Below are 23,752 nucleotides of genomic sequence, written 5' to 3' on the forward strand. Positions count from 1 at the left end.
GGGGATGACCATGTCGACGCTGCGCGTCACCGCCGAACGGCTCACCGTCCACGACCACCCGAACGCGGACGCCCTGGAGCTCGCCCAGGTCGGCCTCTACCGGGCGGTCGTGGTCAAGGGCATCTACCGCACAGGCGACGTCGCGCTCTACATCCCCGAGCAGTCCGTGCTGCCGGACGCCCTGATCGCCGAACTCGGGCTGACGGGACGGCTCGCCGGGCCGGCCGCCAACCGTGTCAAGGCGGTCCGGCTGCGCGGCGAGCTGTCCCAGGGCATCGTGTGCCGCCCGGCGGCGCTCGACGGCACGGACCTGGCACGCGCGGCCACCGACGACGCCGACTTCGCCGGACTGCTCGGCATCACCAAATGGGTGCCGCCGGTCCCGGTGTCGATGAGCGGCGACGTGGAAGCGGCGCCGGACCTGCTGCCGTGGATCGACATCGAGAACCTCAAGCGCTACCCCGACGTCTTCGCCCCCGGCGAGCCGGTCGTGATCACGGAGAAGCTGCACGGCACCGCCTGCGCCCTGACGTACGTGGCGGCGACCGGGCAGGTCCTGGTCACCTCCAAGGGCCTCGGCGCCCAGCGGCTGGCCCTCAAGGAGTCCCCGCACAACCTGTACTGGCGCGCCGCGCACGGCCACGGCCTGCCCGCCGCGGCCGCCGCGCTGGCCGGGCGGCTGGGAGCCACCCGCGTCGGCCTCTTCGGCGAGGTGTACGGCTCCGGCGTCCAGGACCTCGGCTACGGCGCCGACGGGCGCCGGGACGTCCCCGGCTACGCGGCCTTCGACGTCGCCGCCGAGATCGACGGCGACGTGCGCTGGCTGGACCCGGCCGACGTGCTGTCCGACGGCACGCTGCCGGTGGTGCCACGGCTGCACGCGGGGCCCTTCGACCTCGACGTCGCCCTGGCGCTGGCACGGGGCGCCGAGACCGTCTCCGGCCGCGGCCTCCACCTGCGGGAGGGCGTTGTCGTCCGCGCGGCCGCGGACCGCCACAGTCCCCTGCTCGGCGGCCGTGCCATCGCCAAGGTCGTGAGCGACGCCTACCTCACCCGCAAGGGCGGTACCGAATTCGAATGACCGGTACGCATGGCCGTCCCGTCGCTGGGCAGGCGCAGCCCTCGAGTCACTCCACAGCGCACGCATGAGAAGGGAACGGACATGACCGACTTCAGCGCCCCCAACGGCGCCCAGCCGCCGGCACAGCGCGCCCTGCACGAGATCGCCACGGGCGGTGACAACGCCACCGCGCTCAGCACCCTCGCGGCCAGTGACGTGCTGCTCCCGGTCCCCGGGCCGCCGGAGGAGGCAGCGGACGGCGACGCCGCGGAGCAGGAGACGATCAGCCTGCCGGTGTTCGAGCAGGAGGACGGCACCAAGCTCGTGCCGGTCTTCACCTCGGAAGTGCGTCTCGCCCACGCCCTGCCCAACGCCAGGGGCTACCGCATACTGCCCCTGTCCGCGCTGAGCAGCGGCTGGCCCTCGGACGAGCTCACGCTGTCCATCGACGCGGGCTCGCCGGACACCCTCACCATCAAGGGCGAAGGGGTCCGGGCCCTCGCCGGTCTGTCCGGTTGAGGACCGGGATCACCGGATCCACCAGATTCAGGGGACACGACAGCGCCCCCGGGGCGGCGGCGGCCGACCGGGGGCGCTGTCGTGTCCGGGGGCGCCGACGGCGCCGGACCCGCTACATCGGGCGGTAGACGGTCAGCGCCTCGTTCACCTTGTCGACGAGCAGTTCCGCCGGGGCGGGTGCGACCTCGCCGTCCGTGGCCAGCCGGGTCCCCGGCGCGATGCCGCCCAGGCGCACCCGCCGCAGCAGCGCGGTGGTGGAGCCGGTGACGGCCGCGGCGAGCAGCCGGGTCCTGGCGTAGGGACTGCCGGGCACCATGCGGACGTCCAGCTGCCCGTCGGCCAGGTTGCGGCGGCGCACCGGAGCCGGTCCGAGGCTGCGGTAGGCGCCGTTCCCGGCGAAGAGCATCCACACCGAGTGGCGGCGCCCGTTGATGTCGACGTCGAGCGGGCTGGAGGTGCGCAGGACATGGACCGCGGCGAGGATGCCGGCCGGCCAGCTGCCGACGCGGCGGGACCAGCGCTCGCGGTAGCGGACGAGCTCGGGGTACACCCCGATGCTGAAGGTGTTGAGGAACAGCGACGGCCGCGCGGCACTGCCGTCCGCGTCCACCGGCGTGATCCGGGCGACGTCGGCGGAGATGGCGGTGCCTGCCTCCACGGCACGCGCCGCGTCGTCGATCGACTCGATGGCCAGGTCCATCGCGAAGTGGTTGTACGTGCCGCCGGGGGAGACCATGAGCGGCACGCGGTGGCGCAGGGCGATCTCCGCCGCGAGGCGGACGCTGCCGTCGCCGCCGTGCACGCCGAGCGCGCCGCCGGCCTCGGCGGCCTGGCGGGCGGCCTTCTCCAGCATCTCCGCGAGGTCGTCGTCCTCGGAGCACTCCTCGACCACGGCCTCCGGCAGCACCGCCCGCAGCCGGTCCGCGGGCATCCCCAGCAGCGGCGGGGGCCCGGAGACCTCGTTGACCACCACGTACAGGCCGCGCCCGCCCGGCAGGGCGGGCGCGTCGGCCTGAGGCGTGGGCGGGACGGCGAGGTCCTGGCCGGTCGGCACCAGACCGCGCACGGCCAGTGCCGCGCCGGCGCCGAGCGTCATCCCGGCGAGCACGTCGCTGGGGTAGTGCACGCCCGTGTAGACCCGGGAGAACGCCACCGACCAGGCGAGCGGCGCCACGACCGCCCCCCAGCGGGGTGACTCGACGGCCACGCCCGCCGCGAAGGCGACCGCGGAGGCCGCGTGCCCGGAGGGGAAGGACGTGCTGCCGGGCTGCCGCGACAGGCGCCGGATCACCGGCACGGAGTCCAGCACCGGGCGGGCCCGGCGCACCGCGCCCTTGCCGACGGTGTTGACCACCGCCGAGGCGAGGGCGAGCGACCCCATGCCGCGCAGCGCGGCCCGCCGTCCCGGACGGCCGCCCACCGCCGCGATGCCGGCGGCCACGCCGAGCCACAGCGCGCCGTGGTTGGCGGCGCGGCTCAGCCGGGGCAGCACGGGCTCCGCGGCCGGCCACTCCCGTGTCGCGACGCGCAGGAACAGCTCCTTGTCCCACGCGCTCAGCTTCGGGCGCACATCGACTCCCTCCTGATCGGTTCCACTGCCGGATGCGGTGCGTCCGGGGTCAGCCCTGCGGGCCCATCCCCAGCGTCCGTACGACGTCCTGGACGTTGGAGTACCGCCGGTTGTCGCCCGGCAGGCCGTCCACCAGGTCGGTGAGCGGATCGGGCGCGTGGTGGTCGCGCAGCGTGCGCAGCAGGTCGCCGCGCCGCGCCGGGAACGTCTTGCGGGTCAGGTGGCGGGCCAGTTCGAACCGCAGAGACGGACCGTCCGTGGCGCCGGACAGAACGGGTCCGTTCACGACCGCGAGGTCGTCGTCGGCGGCCGGCTCGGGGTCCTGCCACTCCTCGACCCGGGTCGGGTGCCCGGAGCGCAGCAGTCCGCGCAGTTCGTGCTTCATCTCGTCGTCTCGATGGACGCTCAGGCGGTCGCTTCCTCGTTGCACGATGGCTCCTTTCCTCAGGGGTCCGGGTACTTCATCGTCTACCCGTTCGCGGCGTTGAATGCCTGCCGAATACGGCATGAAGCGGATGAATCGGGTCGTCCTGGGTACCAAACGTGCGAGGCCACCGGCAGCGAAAGGAAGGTGCGCGGCCCATGAGCCCATACCGCGGCGGGGTCGACCCCGCAGAGCTGGACGAACGGCAGCTGGTGCACGAGCTGGAGTCGGTCCACCGCACCCGGCACGAGACGCTGCTGTACGGATCCCCGTCGGCCCTCGACGCCCACAACTCGCGCATGGTGGCGCTCGAGGGGGAGTACCTGCGCCGCCATCCGCAGCGGATGGTCGCCCCCGGCCGGACCCGCGCCGGGGCACGGGCCCGGGTCCTGACGATGCCGGCGCAGTCCGCGTCCGCGCAGTAGCCGCGGCGAACGGCACGCGGCCGGGGGAGCCGTCACCGGACATCGGGGCGTGCGGCGGCCGAACGGCCGCCGCACGCCCCGCGTTCGTTCCCCGGGACCGGCGTCTACCACCGGTACCAGCGCGACCCGCCGGAACCGCTGCGGGCCACGAAACCGACCAGCCACAGCACCAGGACGATCAGAGCCACCCACCAGAGCACCTTGACGGCGAAACCCGCCCCGAAGAGCACCAGGGCGAGAAGAAGGACGAGCAGAAGCGGGACCATGGAAACACCTCCTGGAATCCGGTTGCCCTCAATTGCCGGGGCTACGCAGTGGGGTTCGCGCGCCGACGGGGAGCGGAGCCGCCGCCGCGTGCGAGGGTGACCGAAGGACCGACCCCACCACCGGAGGTACGGATGCAGCGGACGTCCCCGCCCGCCCCGGCGAGCTGCGTCGCGCCGTACGCCGCCCGCCCCGACCCCGGACTGCCGGTCCCCGCGTACTGGGCGGAGCGCATCGCCGCGGACCTCCCGGGCCGTTCGGCCGCCGATCCGCCGGGCGGCGGCGCGGCCGTACGGGCCGCCGCCGCGGGCTACTGGGACCGCCGCGGGCTGCCGACGGACGCCGCGCACACCGCCGCAGGACCGGGCGCGGAGCCGCTGCTGCTCGCCCTGCTGGCGGCGATCGGCGGGGACGTCGTGGTCGCCCGGCCCTCCGCCGCCTGGCACGTGCCGCTGGTGCGGCTGCTGGGCCGCCGCCCGGTGGCCGTGCCGACGCCTTCGGTCGGCGGCGGCGCGCCCGACCCCTTCACGCTGCTGGAGGCGGTGCGGCGGGCCCGCGGGGACGGCGCGGAGCCGCGGGTGGTGGTCCTGGCCGCAGCCGACGACCCCAGCGGCACCGTGACCCCGCCCGAACTGCTGCACGAGGTGTGCGAGGCGGCGGAGGAGGCCGGCCTGCTGCTGGTGTCCGACGAGACGTACGGCGACGCCGTGCACCGGCCGCACGAGACGATGCTGCTCTCCCCGGCGGAGATGCTGCCCGCCCGGACGGTCGTCATCAGCGACCTCGGCGCGGCCCTCGCCCCGCCGGGCTGGCCCGCGGCCGTCGTCCGCTTCCCCGCCACGGAGCGGGGCACGAGCCTGCGGACCGACGTCCTGCGGCACTGCGCCGACCTGCGCGCCCTGCTGCCGGGACCGGTCGCCGACGCGGCCGCCCACGCCCTGTCCGAGCCCTCCGAGGTCCGCGCGCACCTCGCCGCGGCCAACCGCCTGCACGCCGCCATGGCGGGGGCCGCCTGCGACGTCGTGGGCCGGGCCGGCGCCCTGTCCCGTCCCCCGGAGGCGGGCTTCCACCTGTACGCCGACTTCAGCCCGCTGCGCTCCGAACTCGCCGCGGCCGGCGTCACCGACGCCGAAAGCCTCGAGGCCGTCCTCACCGACCGCCTGGGCCGGCCCGCGCCCGGCGCACACCGCTTCGGCGACGACCCCGAGGCCCTCCGCGTCCGCATCGACACCGGCCCGCTCCACGGCACCGACGCCTCCCAACGCGCCGCCGCACTGGCCTCCCCCGCCCCTCTCGCCCTGCCCCACGTGGCTGCGGCGGTCGCGGCGCTGGCGTCCGCCTTGGAGACCCTCACCACGGCGACCGACTGACCCGGGCCGGGGAACGGGGTTGTTCCGCGCCGGTCCCGGCGCCGGGGCGCATGGCGGGCTGTGCCGCTGGTGTTCCGACTCGGCAGAGCCGGCGGTGGCCCGGTTGTGCGTGCATTCCCGGGTGACGGCCTGCCGTGCGTGGGCCGCCACGGCCGCCGACGCGTCCGGCTCCCCGGCGGGTCGTCCGCAACGTGACCACGGCGGCGTCCGCCCCCCTCGCACACGGCGGCGTGCCCGCGGCCGGGCCGGCGTGTCGGGGCGGAGGCGGAGGCGGCGCCAGAGCCGCGCCGTCTCATGCCGGGCGCGCAGTGGGGCGCGGTGCCGTGCCGCCGGGTCTCCGGCGGGGGCTCGGACTGCCGAGGCGGTGGCGATACGTCGCGCATGGGCCGCGCGACCGCCCACCCCCGGACCACGTGCCCTCCGGCGACGACCGCGGGCCGGCACCCGGTCCGGCCGGCCCGGCGGGGGGTGGCGCGTGCGCGAGCCCGCCTCGCCACCTGCCGGTCGGCTCCGACCCCTGCTGCCGAGGAACGGCCGGTGCGGCCCTCGCGCATGGCCTTCGGCAGGCTAGTGCCGCGCCCGATACCCACCCCCCATCCGGCCCGCCGCGGCCGGGCCGTCAGTGGGCGGAGGCGTCGTGCGGATCGGGGGTGTCGGGGTGAGGGCGCAGGCGGCGCCAGAGCTGGGGGGCGGCGGCCACGGCGAACGTGAGGGCGACGGCGACGACGACGCCCTGCCAGGGTTCGGGGAAGAGGGACCCGCCGAGGATGCCGATGAGCTGGTAGGCCGCCGCCCAGGCCAGGCAGGCGGGGATGTCGCCGCGGGCGAAGCGGCGCGGGGGCATCTCGGCGAGCAGGCAGGCGAGCATGACGGGGATGCGTCCTGCCGGGACGAGCCGGGACAGGACGAGGACGGCGACCCCGTGCTCGTCCAGCCGGCGCTGGGCGTCGGCCAGGTGCCCGGGGTCGGCGCGGTCCTGGATCCGCCGCAGCCAGCGGGAGCCGCCGCGCGAGTGCACGCCGCGGTGGCCGAGCCAGTACAGGGCGATGTCGCCCAGGAAGGCGGCGGCGGAGGCGACGACGAAGACCAGCGCAAGCGAGAAGGGCGCCGTCTGGTGGAAGGCCACGACGGCGGCGCCGCTGACCAGGGCCCCGGTGGGCACGACGGGCACCAGGGAGCCCAGGACGACGAGCAGGAAGAGCGACGGGTAGCCCACCGCCTGCCGGGTGGACTCCGTGGAGGTCTGCTCGGCCGCCAGATGCACCAGACCGCTGAGTCCGCTCACCGGGCCGCCTCCAGCCGCAGGCTCTCCCCGTGGTCCAGGCGGTGCACGGCCACCCGCGGTGCGACGTCCCCCGCCAGGCGGGCGAACTCGTCGCCGGGGGAGTGGAACTCATGGGGGCGTACGGCGTCCATGCCGATCGGCCAGTAGGTGCCGTAGTGGATCGGCACGGCCGCGCGCGGGGCCAGCCGGGCGAGGGCCTGGGCGGCGCGCGCCGGGTTCAGGTGGCCGTCGCCCAGGAACGGACCCCAGCCGCCGACCGGCAGCAGCGCGGCGTCGCATGGCCCGACCTCCTCGGCCATGGCGTCGAACAGGCCGGTGTCGCCGGCGAAGTACGTGCGCTCCTCGCCCTCCAGGACGTAGCCGAGCGCGGGCGAGCGCTCCGGGCCGTAGGGCAGGCGGCGTCCGTCGTGCGCCGCGGGCACCACGCGCACGGTCAGATCCCCCACCCGCACCTTGTCGCCGGGGGCGACCTCGGTCACGTCCAGCCGCAGGTCCGTCGCGAGCCGCCGCAGGCGGGGCACGGCGGCGGACGCGCCGCGCGGCACCAGGACGCGGGTGCCGCGGGCGAGCCGGGCCAGTGATCCGGTGTGCAGATGGTCCGCGTGCAGGTGGGAGACGAGCGCCACATCCGCGAGCGCCGCGCCGGGCGGCGGTACGGCCCCGCGCCGCCTGCGCAGGTGCGCGAGGCGGGGGACGAAGAGCGGATCGGTGAGCACCCGCACGCCGGAGTCCCGCACGGTCACCGTCGCATGACCCCACCAGGTGATCTCGACCGCCACGCCCGCCTCCTCGCCTCGCCACGCCTCCACGCGAGCCTATGCTCCGCCGCGCCTGCGGTGCGCCGGAGGGCCTGTGTCAGGCTTGGGGATGTCGAAGGCCGTTCGGACGTGAGGTGAGGTGGGCGGTGCTGCATCGGTGGCGAGCCGCCGGGTACACGATCGCCCGCGTACTCCTGGTCTGGGCGGTGTCGACGGCGACAATGGCCGCGCTCGCCGGGATCCTGCCGGACTTCCGCATCCAGTCGCCGAGCGGCGACAGCCCGACCCGGATCGCGATCACGGCGGCCGTCGCGGCGGGGGCGTTCGGCCTGCTCAGCGCCCTGGTCTGGCCGGTGCTGGTGCGCGCGGTGCTGCTGGTGCCGGCCCTGGTGCTCGGGCTGCTGGTGTTCTTCCTCAACGGCTCCCTGCTGCTGATCGCCATCCGTTTCACCCCCGACTGGCAGGGCGACATCCGTCCCGCGACGGCCGTCGCCATCGCCGCCGTGATGTCGGCGGCGTCCTCCGGCACCAGTACGGCCCTCGCGATGCGCGACGACGCGGCCTACGGGCGCCGGCTCGCCCGGCTGGCCGGCCGCCGCCGCAGACCGCGGGGCGCGGACGGCGGTGCGCGGCGCGAAGCGCAGGAACCGGGCTTCGTCTTCGTGCAGCTGGACGGGGTCGGGCACGACGTACTGCGCGAGGCCGTGCGGCCGATGCCGTCGAGGAGCGGGCGGTTGAGGCCGCCCGCGATGGAGACGGTGGCGCGGTGGCTGGACAGCAGCCATCGCCTGGTGCCCTGGATCACGGACTGGAGCAGCCAGACCGGAGCGAGCCAGCTGGCGATCCTGCACGGCTCCGACGCGGACGTGCCGGCCTTCCGGTGGTACGAGAAGGACACGGCGCAGGTGATGGTCTGCAATCGGCCGTCGTGCGCCGCCGAGCTGGAGCGGCGCGCGGTCGCCCGCACCGGACGGCCGGGTCTGCTCGCCCCGGACGGCGCCAGCCGCGGCAACCTCTTCAGCGGCGGCGCGGAACAGCTCGCCCTGGTCATGTCGGTCTCGACCCGGCGCCGGCGCTTCTCCGCGGACCGGCTGGCGATGGCCCGCACCGTCGCCGCCTCGGCCGCCCGGGTCTCCCGGGTCCGGGGACGGGAGACGGCGGGCGCCGCGCCGCGGATAGCGCGGGTGCGCGAGACCCGCTCGCGCACCGGCTACTTCGCGTACTTCTCCGACCCCGCCAACGCCGTGCGCACGGCCGCGTCCTTCCTGGCCGAGGTGGTGCGGGAGATCTGCGAGTCCTCGGCCGCCCGGCTGCGGGGCGACCGCCCCCGGGTGCGGCGCGGCGGGCTCTACCCCTTCCTGCGGGCCTTCGCCACGGTCGTGGAGCGCGATGTGGCCGCGGCGGCGGTGGTCGGCGACATGCTCGCCGGGCGCACCGCCGTCTACGCGGACCTGGTCGCCTACGACGAGGTCGCCCACCACTCCGGCCCCCGCAGCCGGGACGCCATGCGCGTCCTGCGCCGCCTGGACCGGGTCGTCCGGATGATCGCGGACGCGTCGCGGTACGCCCCCCGCCCCTACCGGCTGGTGCTGCTGTCCGACCACGGGCAGAGCCACGGCGAGACCTTCGAGAGCGCCTACGGACTGACCCTGAAGGACCTGGTCCGCGCCGGGTGCGGGCTGCCGGTGCGGCGCCGGGCCCGGCGCACGGTGAGCGGTGCCGAGGCGCGTGCCGCGGCGCGCGCGGCGCTGAACCGCCCGGAGTGGAACCGGCACACCGAGGAGGAGCACGCGACCGCGGGTCCGTCCTCGGACCCGGTGGTGCTGGCCTCCGGCAACCTCGGGCTGATCTCCTTCCCGGACCTTCCGGGCCGCGCCGACCGGGCACGGATCGAGGCCCGCCACCCCGCGCTGCTGCGCACGCTCGCCGAGCACCCGGGCATCGGCTTCCTGCTGGTCCAGGACGCCGGGCGGGGGCCGCTGGTGCTGGGCCCCGGGGGCGGGGAGCACGAGCTGGACACCGGCCGGGTGACCGGCCCCGACCCACTGGCGCCCTTCGGCCCGCACGCGGTGGCGGCCGTGCGGCGCACCGCCGCCTTCCCGCACGCGGCGGACATCATGGTCAATTCCGCGTACGACCCGGTGACCCACGCGGTGCACGCCTTCGAGGAGCAGGTCGGCTCGCACGGCGGACTGGGCGGCGACCAGAGCCGCGCCTTCCTGCTGCACCCCTACGAGCTGGAGGGGCCGGGCCCGGACGAGCGGCTGGTGGGTGCGGGGGCGGTGCACGGGCTGTTCAGCGACTGGCTGGGCCGCAGGGGCGTCCTGCCGTCGCCGCGCGCGGCGACGGCGGAGGACCCGGCGGGCGACGCGGACGCGGAGCGGGTCACCGGCTGAGCGGGCGGGCCGGTCGGGACATCCGTCCGGCCATGATCTCTTTCGGGTTCTCCTTCCGTCCGGCCACGGCCGCCGGTCACCGGGCGCGCCCCGTCGCCGCTGGCCGGAGCGCCGGTGCGCGCGGTGGGCGGGACGCGCCGCGCGAACGGGTGATTGACCGGGCGGCCTCCGTGATGGACGCTGGCCCGCGGTTGACCAGCTACCGCGCGCGGCGCGGAGCCCGCGGAGGGGCGGCATGACGTACTACGAGGACCTGAGTTCGTACGGCTATTTCACAGAAACGATTCCGTCCGAGGTCTCCGCGCGCGCCGTCGGATGGCTCGACCCCGCCCACCCCTTCAGCCGCGCCGAGCCCGACGAGGCCTTCGCCGACCGGCTGTTCGCGCTCTGCCGTGACCACCGCTTCGCCATCACCCGCGGCTGGCACGGCTGCGGGCTGTGCCGCCGCCGCTTCTTCGGGGGCGGCCGGCGGGCCCACCCCGTCACCGTGGCCCGGGGACGCGAGCGCATCCTCGTCGGCCACGGCGAGGTCCGGGTCCACACCGGCGCGGACACCTGGCTGATCGCCCCGGACATGGTCGCCCACTACGTCCTGACCCACCACTACGCGCCGCCCGGGCCCTTCGTGGAGGCCGTGATGGCGGGCCGTGTCGTGGCGGACTCGTTGTAGCAGGCGGCTCAGAGCCAGCCGTTGCGGCGGAAGGCCCGGTACAGCAGGCCCGCGCCGGCCGCCATCACCCCCACGGCCAGCGGGTAGCCGAAGGACCAGCCGAGTTCCGGCATGTGGGCGAAGTTCATGCCGTACACCCCGGCCACCATCGTCGGTACGGCGAGGATCGCCGCCCATGCCGAGATCCGGCGCATGTCGTCGTTCTGCCAGGTGCCGACGCGCGCGAGATGCGCGTCGAGCACCGAGTTCATCAGCTCGTCCAGGGAGCGGATCTCGGTGTCGGTGCGGCGCAGATGATCATCGACGTCGCGGAAGTACGGCATCGCCTCCCGCGGCCACCGCGCGAGCGGCCCGGCGAACGACCGGACCACCGGGGCGAGCGGCTGCACCGCGTCGCGGAACTCCAGTACCTCCCGCTTGAGGGAGTAGATCTCCCCGGCGATGTCCTCCCGCGCGGCGGAGAAGACGCTGCGCTCCAGGGCGCCGAGCGTGTCGCGGACCTTCTCCGCGGCGTCGCCGTAGTCGTCGACCACGACGTCGAGCAGCGCGTGCAGCACCGCGGGCGGGCCGAAGCGCAGCGTCGTGGTGTCCTCCCGGAGCCGGCGGGCGGCCTCGGCCGCCGGGTCGGCCGAGCCGTGGCGGACCGTCAGGACGAAGCGCGGGCCCAGGAACAGCATCATCTCGCCGGTCTCGACCGCCGCGTCGTCCGGCAGGTACCACAGCGTCTTCAGCGCCACGGCGAGCACGTCGCCGTACCGCTCCTGCTTGGGACGCTGATGTGCCTGGACGGCGTCCTCGGCCGCCAGGGAGTGCAGCCCGAGGGGTCCGGCGAGCCGTGCCACCGAGTCCTCCGCGGGATCGACCAGGTGCACCCAGCCGAACTCCCCGTCGCCCAGACCGGCCAGGCGCTTCAGCGCCGCCTCGCACACCTCGCCCGGCGCGTCCGGCCCGCCGCAGTCCTCGCACTCCACCCGCTCGGCGCCGCCCGAGCGCTCCTGGTACACCACGCACTCCATCACCCACGCCTGCTTCGGTCCGGCTCCTTCATGCCCCCGGGCCGGGTCAAAAGAGCGTCAGGGACTGATGGCCAGCACGATGTAGGCCGCCAGCAGCGACAGGTGCAGCCCGCCCTGCAGGGGCGTGGCGCGGCCCGGGACCACCGTCAGCGTCCCCACGGCGACCGTGATCGCCAGCAGCACCATGTGCGTGGCACCGAGCCCCAGCACCAGGGGGCCGGGCATCCAGAACGAGGCCACCGCCACCGCCGGGATGGTCAGCCCGATGCTCGCCATGGCGGAGCCGAGCGCGAGGTTGAGGCTGGTCTGCACCCGGTCCCGGGCGGCGGCCCGCACCGCGGCGATCGTCTCCGGCAGCAGCACCAGCAGCGCGATGACCACGCCGACGAAGGAGGAGGGCAGCCCGGCGACCGCCACCCCGTGCTCGATCGTCGGGGCCTCCACCTTGGCCAGGCCCACCACCGCGATCAGGGCGACGCCCAGCAGCGCCAGGCTGAACAGCGCGGCCCGGGTGGTCGGCGGCTCGGAGTGCTCGTCGTCCGTGATGACCCGGCCGGTCGAGGTCACCGGCAGGAAGTAGTCGCGGTGGCGCACCGTCTGGGTGGCCACGAACAGCCCGTACAGCACCAGCGAGGCCAGCGCGGCGAAGGCGAGCTGGGTCGTGGAGAACCGCTGCCCCGGCGCGCTGGTGGTGAAGGTCGGCAGGACGAGGCTGAGCGTCGCCAGGGTCGCCACGGACCCCAGCGCGGCCCCGGTCCCCTCGGGGTGGAAGACCGCCACCCGGCGGCGCAGCGCCCCCACCAGCAGGCACAGCCCGAGGATGCCGTTGCAGGTGATCATCACCGCCGCGAAGACGGTGTCCCGGGCGAGCCCCGCGCTCTTCGGGCCGCCGTCCGCCGTCAGCGTGAGGATCAGCGCCACCTCGATGACCGTCACCGACACCGCCAGCACCAGCGAGCCGAACGGCTCGCCCACCCGGTGCGCCACCACCTCCGCGTGGTGCACCGCCGCGAGCACCGCCGCCGCCAGGAACAGGGCCACCACGACGACCACCGGCACCGGGAGCGACCGGCCCCAGGTGAGAGCGAGCATCACGACCGAGAGCACCGGCACGACGACCGTCCAGCGCAGGGCGGCCGGGCGGAAACGGGCGATCATGGGCCGAGTCTGACACCTCGTCATACCGGGCGCGACGCGGACGCGGCCGGAAGCCCCGGAAGGCGCCGCGCCGGGCCTAGAGCGCCTGCTCCGCCCAGATCGTCTTTCCGGTCGCGGCCTGCCGGGTCCCCCACGCCTGCGTCAGCTGCGCGACCAGCAGCAGACCGCGGCCGCCCTCGTCGTCCGAGCGCGCACGGCGCAGGTGCGGGGCGGTGTTGCTGCCGTCGGAGACCTCGCAGATGAGGGAGCGGTCGCGGATGACCCGCAGCTGCACCGGCGGCGACCCGTGCCGGATGGCGTTGGTGACCAGCTCGCTCACCACCAGCTCGGTGACGGGCACCGCCTCCTCCATGCCCCAGCAGCGCAGCAGTTCCGCCGTGGCCTGCCGGGTCTCGGCCACCTTCGCCGGGTCGGAGGGCACGTCCCAGACGGCGACCTGGGCGGTGTTCAGCGCACGGGTACGGGCCAGCAGCAGCGCCACGTCGTCGACCGGCCGGTCCGGCGGGAGCGACTTGAGGATCGTGTCGCAGGCCGACTCGATGGTGGGGGCGGGAGCCGCGAGCGCGCCGCGCAGCCGCTCCAGGCCCGCGTCCAGGTCGAAGTCCCTGCTGCCGATCAGCCCGTCGGTGTAGAGGGCCAGCACGCTGCCCTCGGGCAGCTCCCGTTCCGTCGCCTCGAAGGGCAGACCGCCGATGCCCAGCGGAGGGCCCGCGGACACCGGGACGACCTCCACCGTCCCGTCGGGCAGTCGCAGTACAGGCGACGGGTGACCGGCGCTGGCCATCGAGCACCGCCGGGAGATGGGGTCGTACACCGCGTACAGGCAGGTCGCGCCCACCTCGGTGCTGGTCCCCGGTCCGCGTTCCCCGCGGGCGTCGTCCTCCGAGTTGAGATGGGCGACGAGGTCGTCGAGGTGCGTGAGCAGTTCGTCGGGCGGCAGGTCCACGTCGGCCAGGGTCCGCACCGCCGTGCGGAGCCGGCCCATGGTGGCCGAGGCGTGGATGCCGTGGCCGACCACGTCGCCGACGACCAGCGCGACCCGGGTGCCGGACAGCGGGACGACGTCGAACCAGTCGCCTCCCACCCCCGCCTGGGAGCCGGCCGGCAGATAGCGGGACGCCACCTCCACCGCGGGCTGGTCGCCGAGCCGCCCTGGCAGCAGGCTGCGCTGCAGCGCCAGGGCCGTGCCGTGCTCGCGGGTGAAGCGGCGCGCGTTGTCGACGCAGACCGCGGCCCGCCCGGCCAGTTCCTCGGCGAGCGTCATGTCGTCGTCGATGAAGCCCTCCGGCCGGGTGCCCCGGGCGAAGAGTGCCACGCCCAGGGTGACCCCGCGGGCCATCAGGGGCACCGCCATCACCGTGTGGAGGCCGTGCCGGCGCACCTTGGCGTCGCGCAGCGCGTTGTGCGCCACCCACAGGGAGAAGTCGACGTTCCCCGCCTGGCTGAGCACCGCGCGGCCTTCGGCCAGGCAGCGTGCGGGCGGCGAGAACTCGGGATAGGTGTCCACCTCGCCCAGTTCCACGGCGGCGACCGGCGCGTCCGACCGCGAGCGGTGCGCCACCCGGCGCAGCACCACCGCCGTGTCGACGGGGCCCGGCGGCGGCTCCTCGCCGTGCAGCACGGAGTCCAGCAGGTCCACGCTCACGAAATCGGCCAGCCGCGGCACGGCCAGCTCCGCCAGTTCGTCGGCGGTGCGCACCACGTCCAAGGTGGTGCCGATGGCGGCGCCCGCCTCGTTGAGCAGCGCGAGCCGCTGCCGCGCCCAGAACTGGGCGGTGCTGTCGAACGCCGCGACCGCCACCCCCCGGACCCGCCCCCGCGGGTCCCGGACCGGCCACATGTCGGTGTTCCAGGCGAAGTCGCGCGACGAGACCGGGTCGCGCGTGTAGCACTCGTAGTGCATGGCCCGGCCCGTCTCGGCCACCTGGCGCAGGTGGTCGCCGTAGCCGCGCCGGCCGGCCTCCTCCGGGACGATCTCCTGGTACGGGGTGCCGCGCAGCGATTCCTCGGGAACGTCCCCCATGGCCCCCAGGGCGAGCCGGTTGAGCCGCCGGTGCCGCAGGCCGTCGTCGTACAGGGACATCGACACCGAGGACTGCTCGAACGCCCACCGCACCATGGCGTCGTCGGCCGCCTCCGGGGCGGCGGTGATCACGCAGCCGCACGCTGCCGCGTCACCGTCGAGTGCGGGGCTGACCTGGATATCCAGCTCCAGCAGGTGACCGTCCCGGTGGCGCGCGGCGCTCTGGCCGTGCCACGCCCGGTCGAGCACCAGGGGCCCCGGGGAGAAGATCTCCGCCGCGGGCCGGCCGACGGCCTGCGCGGACGTGTGGCCGAGGAGCAGGCGGGCCCCCTCGCTCCAAGCGGTGACCGTCCCCCGCGCACCCACCACCACCACGGCCGCGCCGGCCGGGTCCCCGGGGCCGCCACTCGCGTTCATCGTCGCCGATCACACACCCGTCGAAGTCTCCTAACCCAAGAGTGCGCGCTCCGCCGGGGGCCATCAAATCGGTCGGCGCCGGGGGAACCGGGACCGGTCCGGTGTCGGTGGCGGCACCGATACTGCTGCCATGCGTGCCAGCCGGCTGGTCTCCTTGCTCCTGCTCCTCCAGGCACGCGGCCGGCTCACCGCCCAGCAGCTGGCCGACGAGCTGGAGGTGTCCGTCCGCACGATCTACCGCGACGTGCAGTCGCTGCACGAGGCCGGCATACCCCTGTACGGCGACGCCGGGCCCGAGGGCGGCTACCGGCTGGTCGACGGCTACCGCACCCGGCTGACCGGGCTGACCGCCGAGGAGACGCAGGCGTGGTTCCTCGCCGCGCTGCCCGACCCCGCCGCGCAGCTCGGACTGGGCGAGGCCGCGGCGGCGGCCCGGCTGAAGTTCAGCGCCGCCCTGCCGCCGGAGCTGCGGGAGCCGGCGGAGCGGATACGCGAGCGCTTCCACCTGGACGCGCCCGGCTGGTACGGCCCCGGGGAGGAGACCCCGCATCTGCCCGCCGTCGCGGACGCGGTCTGGAACCGGCGGGCGGTGCGGGTGCGCTACCGCCGCTGGCGCGAGCCCGCGGAGAGCGAGCGCCGCCTGGAGCCGTACGGCCTGGTCCTCAAGGCCGGCCGCTGGTACGTCGTCGCGCGCGGGGACGGCGGCCTGCGCACGTACCGCGTCGACCAGATCCTCGCGGTCGCCGTGCTCGGCGAGACCTTCGAGGCCGAGGCCGGGTTCGACCTGGCGGCGTACTGGCGTGCCCACCTCGCCGACTTCCATGCCCGGCTCCACCAGGGCGAGGCCCTGATCCGGCTCTCCCCGCGCGGCGCGGAGCGCCTGCCCTCGCTGCTCTCGCACGCCGTCGCGCGGGCGGTCGCGGAACGGGCCGAGCCCGACGGCGACGGCTGGCTCCGCGCCCTCGTCCCGATCGAGTCCGTGGCCCACGCCCACGGCGAATTCCTCCGGCTCGGCCCCGACCTCGAAGTCCTCGAACCGCTCCCGCTGCGCGAGCTGCTCATCGGTTCAGCACGCGGCCTGGCCGCGCTGTACGGGACCGGCTGAGCCGGCCGTGACCGGCCGCCCAGACCGGGCGCCGGTGCGCGGGGGCGAGTAGGGCGAGTCCCCGCTGCTGGTGACGGCGAGGGCGCGGCCTACGCGGTGCTGCCCGACCGTGGTCGGCCGGGGCGTTTGCCGCGCCTGGCCCTTCAGGCCGGGTGCCCGTCCGCGGGGGCGGTCGGGGAGGCCTTGGGGTGCCGAGATCGGCGGGCTGCGCGGCGCCGGTCGGCGGGGGGCGGAGGTTGCGTGGGTCGGCGGGCTGCGCGGTGCCGGGCCGCGGAGGCGAGTCCCGCTGTTGGTGAGGGTGAAGGTGCGGCTCGTGCGGTGTTCCTCGACTGTGGTCGGCCGGGGCGGGCGCCGCTCCTGGCCCTTCAGGCCGGGTACCGGTCCGCGGGGGCGGTTGCGGGGGTGGTCGGGAGGGGTTCGGGGGTGCGCGCGGACCGGAGGGCCGCGCGGTGCCAGGCCGCGGAGGCGAGTGCGGCGAGGGCGCTGACGAGGGCGACGGCAGCGAAGCCCGCGGCGGTTCCGGCGCGGGCGGTGACCGCGGCGGTGGCCAGCATGACGGCGACGGTCGCGGCGAGTCCCCAGCCGTTGGCGACGCCGAAGGCGCGGCCCACCCGGTGCTCCCCGACCGAGGCCATGAGCAGGGTGCGGGAGGCGATGCGGGCCTGCCCGAAGAGCAACGCGCCGAGCGGCACGAGCAGGAGGAGCCCCGGCACGCCGAAGCGCGGCTGGAGGGCGAACAGCACATTGCAGAGCAGGAAGCCGGCCAGGGCGAGCCGCAGATCGCCGAGGCGCGCGCCGGTGATCCGGTAGGCGGCGGCCGCGACCAGGAAACCGGCGCCGCCGAGCGCGTCGACCACGCCCACGACGGCCGGGCCCCGGTGCAGATCGGCGATGACGAGGACCGGCATGAGCGCGTTGAACACGGTGACGACCACGCTGCCCTGCGCGTAGAGCATGATCACCGGACCCAGCGGCGACCGGGCGGGCGCCGCCGGGGCCGGGGTCCCGGCCGTGATCCGCGGGGCGGCGGGCCGCCGCCCGGCCCGCCCGGTCGCCAGCACGAGCACCGCGGAGACCGCGAAGGTGATCCCGTTGAACACGCACAGCGGGGTGGGCCCGAAGAACTGCAGGGCGATGCCGCCGACCGTCGCCGACAGCAGCATCCCGCTCTGCAGGGCCATCTCGTAGTGCGCGTTGAACCGGCGCAACTCCCCCGCGGGGACACGTTCCTTGACGAGTGCGGCGCTGACCGGCACGAACAGCGCGGCGATCACCGCGAGCACGAAGTTGCTGCCGTAGACGACCGCGTTGCGGGCACCGCCCATCGCCAGACCCAGCGGCATCGCGAGCGCGGCGAGCGCGCTGAGGGCGTCGCAGGCCACCCAGAGCGTCCGCCGGTCGAAGCGGTCGGCGAGCCGCCCGAACGGCGGGGAGAGCACCGCCTGCGGCACGGCGACGGCGATGAAGAGCCATCCCACGTCCAGCACCGACCCCTGGGCCCGCACGATGAGCAGTGCGGCGGCGATCAGCTGGATGTTGTTGCCGAGCGAGGTGATGAAGACGGCGGGCAGCAGCAGGGCGTGCGAGCGATCGGTGGTCACACCCACTGATGGTGCGGATGGTCACTGACATCTTCTGTCAGTGAGGGGCGGGGCGCGCCACGTATCCTCGGTGTGTGCCTCGCAGTTCGAAGAAGCCGCGCCGACTGGTCGCCGACGGGGGCGTGTTCCTGTGGACGACGAGCCACAGCCACCGAAGGGACGACGACGGCCGTGCCGTGGACTGCCGTCAGACCCTCTCGCTCGTCCCGCAGCCGGCCGGCTCCGGCGGCCCGCTGCGCATCGTCTTCGCCGGCGGCCCCGACCGGTACGTCCCGGGCGGGGCGCCCCTCGGCTCCGGGGACGTCGGCTTCATCCACGGTGCCGGCCTGAACCTGCACGAACCGGGCGCCGTCCGGGCCCTGCTCGACGTGGCACTGGCCCGCGGGTGGCAACCGGGCGAGCGGGGTGGGACGGAGGTCGACGGCTGGTCCCTGCTGGAGGCGGCCGCGGTCGCGCGAGCGGCGGCCGCGGGCCCCGACGGCCCGTTGGACCTGCCCTTCGCGCCTGACGTGCCCGGCTCGCGGGCCGGTTCGCCCTGACGGGGGAGGCTCAGGCCCCGTCGGGGCGGGGCACCCGGCTCCTTCGTGCCGCGACGAACTCCTCCACCCTCGCCTCGGCCGCGTCCCAGGCCGCCCGGTCGCCGTCCGGTTCGTGGCGGCGCAGCGGCTGGGTGCCGGCGACGAGGGCGCGCATGGCCGGGAGGCCGTCGCCGACGAGGCCGTGGGCGCGGGCCTGGACGAGGATGTTGCCCAGGGCCGTGGCCTCGGCGGGGCCCGCGACGACCGGCAGGCCCGTGGCGTCGGCGGTGAGCCGGCACAGCAGTTCGTTGCGGGAGCCGCCGCCGACGAGGTGGACGTGCGTGATCTCGCGGTCGGCGAGCACGGCCGCCTGGCGCAGCGTGCGGCGGTGGGCGAGGGCCAGGCTCTCCAGGATGCAGCGGACCACGGCGCCGGGGCTCTCGGGCGGCCGCTGGCCGGTACGGAGGCAGAAGTCCCGGATGCGGGCGGGCATGTCGCCCGGCGGCAGGAAGGCGGGGTCGTCGGGGTCGAGGAGGGCGGCGAACGGCCGTGCCGCGGCGGCCTGTTCGAGCAGGGCGTCCAGGGAAGGCGGGTCGGCCCGCTGCCGGGCCCAGGTGCGCCGGCACTCCTCCAGCAGCCACATGCCCATGATGTTGCGCAGGTAGCGGATCGTGCCGTCGACCCCGCGCTCATTGGTGAAGTTGGCGCCGCGGGAGGCCTCGGAGAGCACGGGCGCGTCCAGTTCCAGCCCGGCCAGCGACCAGGTGCCGCACGAGATGTAGGCGAAGCCGGGTTCCGTGGCCGGGACGGCGGCCACCGCCGACGCGGTGTCGTGCGAGGCGACGGTGACCACCGCGGTCGCTTCCGGCAGTCCGGTGGCAGCGGCGATGTGGGGGAGCAGTGTGCCCGCGAGGTCGCCCGGCGCGCGCAGCGGCGGCAGCAACCCGGGCGCGAGGCCGATCCGCCCGGCGAGCTCCGCCGACCAGCCCCCGGCGCGGGCGTCGAACAGGCCGGTGGTGGAGGCGTTGGTCTCCTCGGCGCCGATCGTGCCGGTCAGCCAGTGGGTCAGCAGGTCGGGGACGAGCAGCAGGGTGCGCGCGGCGGCCAGTTGCGCGGTGCCCGAGGCGGCGGCGAGCTGGTAGACGGTGTTGAAGGGCAGGTGCTGCAGCCCGGTCAGCCGGTACAGCCGCTCCGCGCCGATCTCCTCCCGGACGCGTTCGGCGACCGTGTCGGTGCGGGTGTCGCGGTAGTGGTACGGATTGCCCAGCAGGGCGCCGTCGGCGTCGAGGAGACCGTAGTCGACGGCCCAGGTGTCGATGCCGACCGAGGTGACGCCGTCCGACTGCGCGCCGGCCCGGCGCAGACCGTCCAGCGCGCCCTGGAAGAGGGCGAGCGCGTCCCAGTGCAGTCCGCCGGGCAGGCGCACCGGCGTGTTGGCGAACCGGTGCGCCTCGGTGAGGGAGAGGGCGTCCCGCGCGACCCGGCCGAGGATGACGCGGCCGCTGGTGGCACCGAGGTCGATGGCGGCGAAAGGCACGTGGAGGTCCTCGAATGATCGGTGGTGGCGGGGGGATCGGACGGGAGCAGGGCTCCGCGGGTGCGTCCGCGGAGCCCTGCTCCCCGCTGTGCGCGGGTCAGCGCAGGAAGGCCGCCGCCACTCCGGCGTCGACCGGGACGTGCAGACCCGTGGTGTGGGTGAGGTCGCCGCCGGTGAGGGCGAAGACCGCGCCCGCGACGTGCTCCGGGAGCACTTCCCGCTTCAGGATGGTGCGCTGGGCGTAGAACTCTCCGAGCTTCTCCTCCGGGACGCCGTACGTCGCCGCGCGCTGCGCGCCCCAGCCCGAGGAGAAGATGCCGGAGCCGCGGACCACGCCGTCGGGGTTGACGCCGTTGACGCGGATGCCGTGCTCGCCGAGCTCGGCCGCCAGCAGCCGGACCTGGTGGGCCTGGTCGGCCTTGGTCGCGGAGTAGGCGATGTTGTGGGGACCGGCGAACACCGCGTTCTTGGACGCGATGTAGACGATGTCGCCGCCGAGCTTCTGCTGCGCCATGACCCGGGCCGCCTCGCGGGAGACGAGGAAGGAGCCGCGGGCCATGATGTCGTGCTGGAGGTCCCAGTCCCGGGCGGTCGTCTCCAGCAGGGGCTTGGAGATGGAGATGCCCGCGTTGTTGACCACCAGGTCCACCCCGCCGAAGGCCAGCAGCGCCTCGTCGAAGGCCGCGGTGATCTGCTCCTCCTCCGTCACGTCCACGGTGACGGCCACCGCCTTGTCCGGGCCGCCCAGTTCCGCCGCGACGGCCGCCGCGCCCTGCTCGTTGAGGTCCGCGACGACGACGCACGCGCCCTCCGCGGCCAGCCGGTGCGCGATGGCCCTGCCGATGCCCGAACCGGCGCCGGTGACCAGCGCGATGCGGCCGGCCAGCGGCTTCGGCTCGGGCATGCGCCGGAGCTTGGCCTCCTCCAGCGCCCAGTACTCGATGCGGAACTTCTCCGACTCGGGGATCGGCGCGTACGTGGAGACCGCCTCGGCGCCGCGCATCACGTTGATCGCGTTGACGTAGAACTCGCCCGCGACGCGCGCGGTCTGCTTGTCCTTGCCGTAGCTGAACATGCCGACGCCGGGGACGAGCACGATCGCCGGGTCGGCGCCGCGGATCGCCGGGGAGTCGGGTGCGGCGTGCCGGTCGTAGTAGGCCTGGTACTCGGCCCGGTAGGCCGTGTGCAGTTCCTCCAGCCGGGCCACGGCCTCCTCCAACGGGGCCGTGGGCGGCAGGTCGAGGACCAGGGGGCGGACCTTGGTGCGCAGGAAGTGGTCGGGGCAGGAGGTGCCGAGCGCCGCGAGGCGGGGGTGCTCGGAGCGCGCGAGGAAGTCCAGCACCGGCTCGGAGTCGGTGAAGTGGCCGACCTGGGGCCGGTCCTGGGAGGCGACGGCGCGCAGCACCGGGGCGAGGGCGGCGGCGCGCGCGCGGCGCTCCGCCTCCGGCAGCGGCTCCCAGCCCGGCAGCGGCGCGCCGAAGGGCTCCTTCTTGCCGCGAGCGGCCAGGTACTCCTCCGCGGTACGGATGATCCACAGGGCGTTGGACTCGCACTCCTGCGAGGTGGCGCCCCAGGCGGTGATGCCGTGACCGCCGAGGACGACACCCACCGCCCCGGGGTGCGCCTCCTTGATCGCGGCGATGTCCAGGCCGAGTTGGAAGCCGGGCCGGCGCCATGGGACCCAGGCGACCTTCTCGCCGAAGCAGTCCTGGGTCAGCTTCTCGCCGTCCGCGGCGCAGGCGAGCGCGATGCCGGAGTCGGGGTGCAGGTGGTCCACGTGGGCGGCGTCGACGAGGCCGTGCATGGCCGTGTCGATGGACGGCGCTGTGCCTTCACCCCCTGGGAGCCATCCCTTGCCGTGCAGGCAGTAGTCGAACGCGGCGACCATCTCGTCCTCGCGCTCGGGCCCGGGGTACACGGCGGTCAGCGCGCGCAGCCGGTCCAGGCGCAGGACGGCGAGGCCGGCCTCGGTGAGCGTGCCCAGGTCGCCGCCGGAGCCCTTGACCCACATCAGCTCGACGGGGCCGCCGGTGACGGGGTCGGTCTCGGTGGCCTTGGCGGAGGCGTTGCCGCCCGCGTAGTTGGTGTTGCGGGGATCGGCGCCCAGGCGGTGGGCGCGCTCCAGGAGGGCGGCGACTTCCGGGTGGGTGGCGGGTGCCATGCGGGTGTCCTTCGGGGAGGTGAGGGTCGGGAACGTGCGGGTGCTACGCGCCCCATCCGGCCTGCGTGCCGCCGACGCGGTCGGCCACGATGTGCTTCTGCCATCCGGAGGCGTGGTACGCGGCGACCGGGTCGGGGGCCAGGCCCTGCTCCTCGCGCACCTCGCGCAGCAGCGGGCGCACGTCGGTGTTGTAGGCGTCCATGAGCACGGCGTTGGCGGCCAGGACGTCGCCGGACCGCTGGGCGGCGCGCAGCGCGTCGAGGTCGACCAGCAGCGCCTTGGCGGTGGCCTCCTGGACGTTCATCACCGAGCGGATGACCGCGGGGATCTTGGCCTCGATGTTGTGGCACTGGTCGAGCATGAAGGCGACGCCGGTCTCCGGCGCGAAGCCGCCGTTCTTGGCCACCTCGTGCAGGATCCGGAAGAGCTGGAAGGGGTCGGCGGCGCCCACCATGAGGTCGTCGTCGGCGTAGAAGCGGGAGTTGAAGTCGAAACCGCCGAGCTTCTTCTCGCGCAGCAGGAAGGCGACGATGAACTCGATGTTGGTGCCGGGCGCGTGGTGGCCGGTGTCGACGACGACCTGCGCCTTGGGACCCAGCGTGAGGCAGTGGGCGTACGCGGTGCCCCAGTCGGGGACGTCGGTGGTGTAGAAGGCGGGCTCGAAGAGCTTGTACTCCAGCAGCATCCGCTGGTCGTCCCCGAGCCGCGCGTACACCTCGGAGAGCGCCTCGGCCAGCCGGTCCTGACGGCCCACGATGTCGTCCTGGCCGGGGTAGTTGGTGCCGTCGGAGAACCACAGCTTGAGGTCGCGGGAGCCGGTGGCGTCCATGATGTCGACGCACTCCAGCAGGTGGCCGACGGCCTTGCGGCGGACCTTGGGGTCGGGGTGGCAGACGCTGCCGAGCTTGTAGTCGTCGTCCTGGAAGACGTTGGAGTTGATCGCGCCGAGCTCCAGTCCGCGGTCGGCGGCGTGCCGGCCGAGGGCGGCGTAGTCGTCGACCCTGTCCCACGGGATGTGCAGGGCGACGACGGGGGCGACGCCGGTGAACTCCTGGACCTTGGCGGCGTCGTCGAGCTTCTCGTACGGGTCGCGGGGGACGCCGGCCTGGGCGAAGACCTTGAACCGGGTGCCGGAATTGCCGTAGCCCCACGAGGGCGTCTCGATTCGCTGAGCAGCGAGTGCGGCCTTGACGGCAGCGAAGTCAGGCATGGTCACCTCTTGGGGTCCGGGGAATCGCTTCATCAGTGAATCGATTCATTCCGCTGCGAAGCTATCCATGCCCTCGGGTTGGCGTCAAGGGGTGCGCAGGACCGGCCGGCCCGTTATTGAATCGTGTCATCCATGAGGTTGTCGCTGATGGCGCGGCACGACTCTCGCCTTCACCGGGGGGTTAGGAGAGCACGCAGGTCAGCCGTGGGCGGCGGCGACTCTTGACGCACGCGACGGGCAGAGCTAGCTTCCCGGCAACTCCGTT

Annotated in this window: 20 protein-coding genes; 8 read left to right on the forward strand and 12 right to left on the reverse strand. The window is 75.0% G+C overall.

Annotated elements, in window-relative coordinates:
• The first annotated feature begins 10 nt into the window (after window positions 1-10).
• Together PV364_RS35305 and PV364_RS35310 are read left to right on the forward strand one after the other, a co-directional pair.
• Window positions 11-1,081 (forward strand): RNA ligase (ATP), encoded by a 1,071-nt coding sequence (locus PV364_RS35305; protein ID WP_319664896.1) that lies wholly within the window; start codon window positions 11-13, stop codon window positions 1,079-1,081.
• 81 nt (window positions 1,082-1,162) lie between these two features.
• Entirely contained in the window at window positions 1,163-1,579 is a 417-nt protein-coding gene (locus tag PV364_RS35310) for an SseB family protein (protein WP_319664846.1), read from the forward strand.
• Window positions 1,580-1,691: 112 nt separating this feature from the next.
• On the opposite strand, the gene PV364_RS35315 is transcribed toward PV364_RS35310, so the two are convergent.
• A complete protein-coding gene (locus tag PV364_RS35315) occupies window positions 1,692-3,149 on the reverse strand; it encodes a phosphatase PAP2 family protein (RefSeq protein WP_319664847.1) in 1,458 nt (485 codons plus the stop codon).
• A gap of 49 nt (window positions 3,150-3,198) precedes the next feature.
• Window positions 3,199-3,579: a DUF2795 domain-containing protein gene (locus PV364_RS35320; protein WP_319664849.1), complete on the reverse strand. Its 381-nt coding sequence runs from the start codon at window positions 3,577-3,579 to the stop codon at window positions 3,199-3,201.
• Between the two features lie 152 nt (window positions 3,580-3,731).
• On the opposite strand from PV364_RS35320, the gene PV364_RS35325 reads away from it, so the two are divergent.
• On the forward strand, window positions 3,732-3,998 hold the full coding sequence (locus tag PV364_RS35325) for a DUF6158 family protein (protein ID WP_319664850.1): 267 nt from the start codon (window positions 3,732-3,734) through the stop codon (window positions 3,996-3,998).
• 104 nt (window positions 3,999-4,102) lie between these two features.
• Here the strand turns inward: PV364_RS35325 and PV364_RS35330 are convergent, their stop codons facing one another.
• A complete protein-coding gene (locus tag PV364_RS35330; protein ID WP_319664852.1) occupies window positions 4,103-4,264 on the reverse strand; it encodes a hydrophobic protein in 162 nt (53 codons plus the stop codon).
• Between the two features lie 132 nt (window positions 4,265-4,396).
• Here PV364_RS35330 and PV364_RS35335 point away from each other — a divergent pair, with 132 nt between their 5' ends.
• A complete protein-coding gene (locus PV364_RS35335; RefSeq protein WP_319664854.1) occupies window positions 4,397-5,632 on the forward strand; it encodes an aminotransferase class I/II-fold pyridoxal phosphate-dependent enzyme in 1,236 nt (411 codons plus the stop codon).
• 619 nt (window positions 5,633-6,251) lie between these two features.
• On the opposite strand, the gene PV364_RS35340 is transcribed toward PV364_RS35335, so the two are convergent.
• Both PV364_RS35340 and PV364_RS35345 read right to left on the reverse strand, forming a co-directional pair.
• On the reverse strand, window positions 6,252-6,917 hold the full coding sequence (locus PV364_RS35340) for a DedA family protein (protein ID WP_319664855.1): 666 nt from the start codon (window positions 6,915-6,917) through the stop codon (window positions 6,252-6,254).
• A complete protein-coding gene (locus PV364_RS35345) occupies window positions 6,914-7,696 on the reverse strand; it encodes an MBL fold metallo-hydrolase (protein ID WP_319664856.1) in 783 nt (260 codons plus the stop codon). Before PV364_RS35345 ends, PV364_RS35340 begins: the two co-directional genes overlap by 4 nt.
• Window positions 7,697-7,824: 128 nt before the next feature.
• Here PV364_RS35345 and PV364_RS35350 point away from each other — a divergent pair, with 128 nt between their 5' ends.
• Both PV364_RS35350 and PV364_RS35355 read left to right on the forward strand, forming a co-directional pair.
• Window positions 7,825-10,071, forward strand: a complete 2,247-nt coding sequence (locus tag PV364_RS35350; RefSeq protein ID WP_319664897.1) for a phage holin family protein — start codon at window positions 7,825-7,827, stop codon at window positions 10,069-10,071.
• Window positions 10,072-10,306: 235 nt separating this feature from the next.
• Window positions 10,307-10,741: a hypothetical protein gene (locus tag PV364_RS35355; RefSeq protein WP_319664858.1), complete on the forward strand. Its 435-nt coding sequence runs from the start codon at window positions 10,307-10,309 to the stop codon at window positions 10,739-10,741.
• 8 nt (window positions 10,742-10,749) lie between these two features.
• Here the strand turns inward: PV364_RS35355 and PV364_RS35360 are convergent, their stop codons facing one another.
• The 3 genes from PV364_RS35360 to PV364_RS35370 all read right to left on the reverse strand — a co-directional run bounded on the left by PV364_RS35360 (window position 10,750) and on the right by PV364_RS35370 (window position 15,355).
• Window positions 10,750-11,757: a magnesium and cobalt transport protein CorA gene (locus PV364_RS35360; protein WP_319664860.1), complete on the reverse strand. Its 1,008-nt coding sequence runs from the start codon at window positions 11,755-11,757 to the stop codon at window positions 10,750-10,752.
• Between the two features lie 57 nt (window positions 11,758-11,814).
• On the reverse strand, window positions 11,815-12,915 hold the full coding sequence (locus PV364_RS35365; protein WP_319664862.1) for an ionic transporter y4hA: 1,101 nt from the start codon (window positions 12,913-12,915) through the stop codon (window positions 11,815-11,817).
• Window positions 12,916-12,991: 76 nt separating this feature from the next.
• A complete protein-coding gene (locus tag PV364_RS35370) occupies window positions 12,992-15,355 on the reverse strand; it encodes a SpoIIE family protein phosphatase (RefSeq protein WP_319664864.1) in 2,364 nt (787 codons plus the stop codon).
• Between the two features lie 130 nt (window positions 15,356-15,485).
• On the opposite strand from PV364_RS35370, the gene PV364_RS35375 reads away from it, so the two are divergent.
• Window positions 15,486-16,460: a helix-turn-helix transcriptional regulator gene (locus PV364_RS35375; protein ID WP_319664866.1), complete on the forward strand. Its 975-nt coding sequence runs from the start codon at window positions 15,486-15,488 to the stop codon at window positions 16,458-16,460.
• A gap of 365 nt (window positions 16,461-16,825) precedes the next feature.
• On the opposite strand, the gene PV364_RS35380 is transcribed toward PV364_RS35375, so the two are convergent.
• Window positions 16,826-18,061, reverse strand: a complete 1,236-nt coding sequence (locus tag PV364_RS35380; protein ID WP_319664868.1) for an MFS transporter — start codon at window positions 18,059-18,061, stop codon at window positions 16,826-16,828.
• A gap of 74 nt (window positions 18,062-18,135) precedes the next feature.
• On the opposite strand from PV364_RS35380, the gene PV364_RS35385 reads away from it, so the two are divergent.
• Window positions 18,136-18,600, forward strand: coding sequence for a hypothetical protein (locus PV364_RS35385; protein WP_319664870.1), 465 nt, complete (start codon window positions 18,136-18,138; stop codon window positions 18,598-18,600).
• A 10-nt stretch (window positions 18,601-18,610) separates the two neighbouring features.
• On the opposite strand, the gene PV364_RS35390 is transcribed toward PV364_RS35385, so the two are convergent.
• From PV364_RS35390 to rhaI, 3 genes are all read right to left on the reverse strand, one after another.
• Entirely contained in the window at window positions 18,611-20,116 is a 1,506-nt protein-coding gene (locus PV364_RS35390; protein ID WP_319664871.1) for a rhamnulokinase family protein, read from the reverse strand.
• Between the two features lie 97 nt (window positions 20,117-20,213).
• The gene (locus PV364_RS35395) at window positions 20,214-22,277 is read right to left on the reverse strand and encodes a bifunctional aldolase/short-chain dehydrogenase (protein ID WP_319664872.1); all 2,064 of its coding nucleotides are present in this window, start codon (window positions 22,275-22,277) and stop codon (window positions 20,214-20,216) included.
• 43 nt (window positions 22,278-22,320) lie between these two features.
• Window positions 22,321-23,487: an L-rhamnose isomerase gene (gene rhaI / locus PV364_RS35400; RefSeq protein WP_319664873.1), complete on the reverse strand. Its 1,167-nt coding sequence runs from the start codon at window positions 23,485-23,487 to the stop codon at window positions 22,321-22,323.
• Between the last annotated feature and the right edge of the window lie 265 nt (window positions 23,488-23,752).

The organism is Streptomyces sp. MI02-7b (assembly GCF_033793585.1).
GTDB lineage: Bacteria > Actinomycetota > Actinomycetes > Streptomycetales > Streptomycetaceae > Actinacidiphila.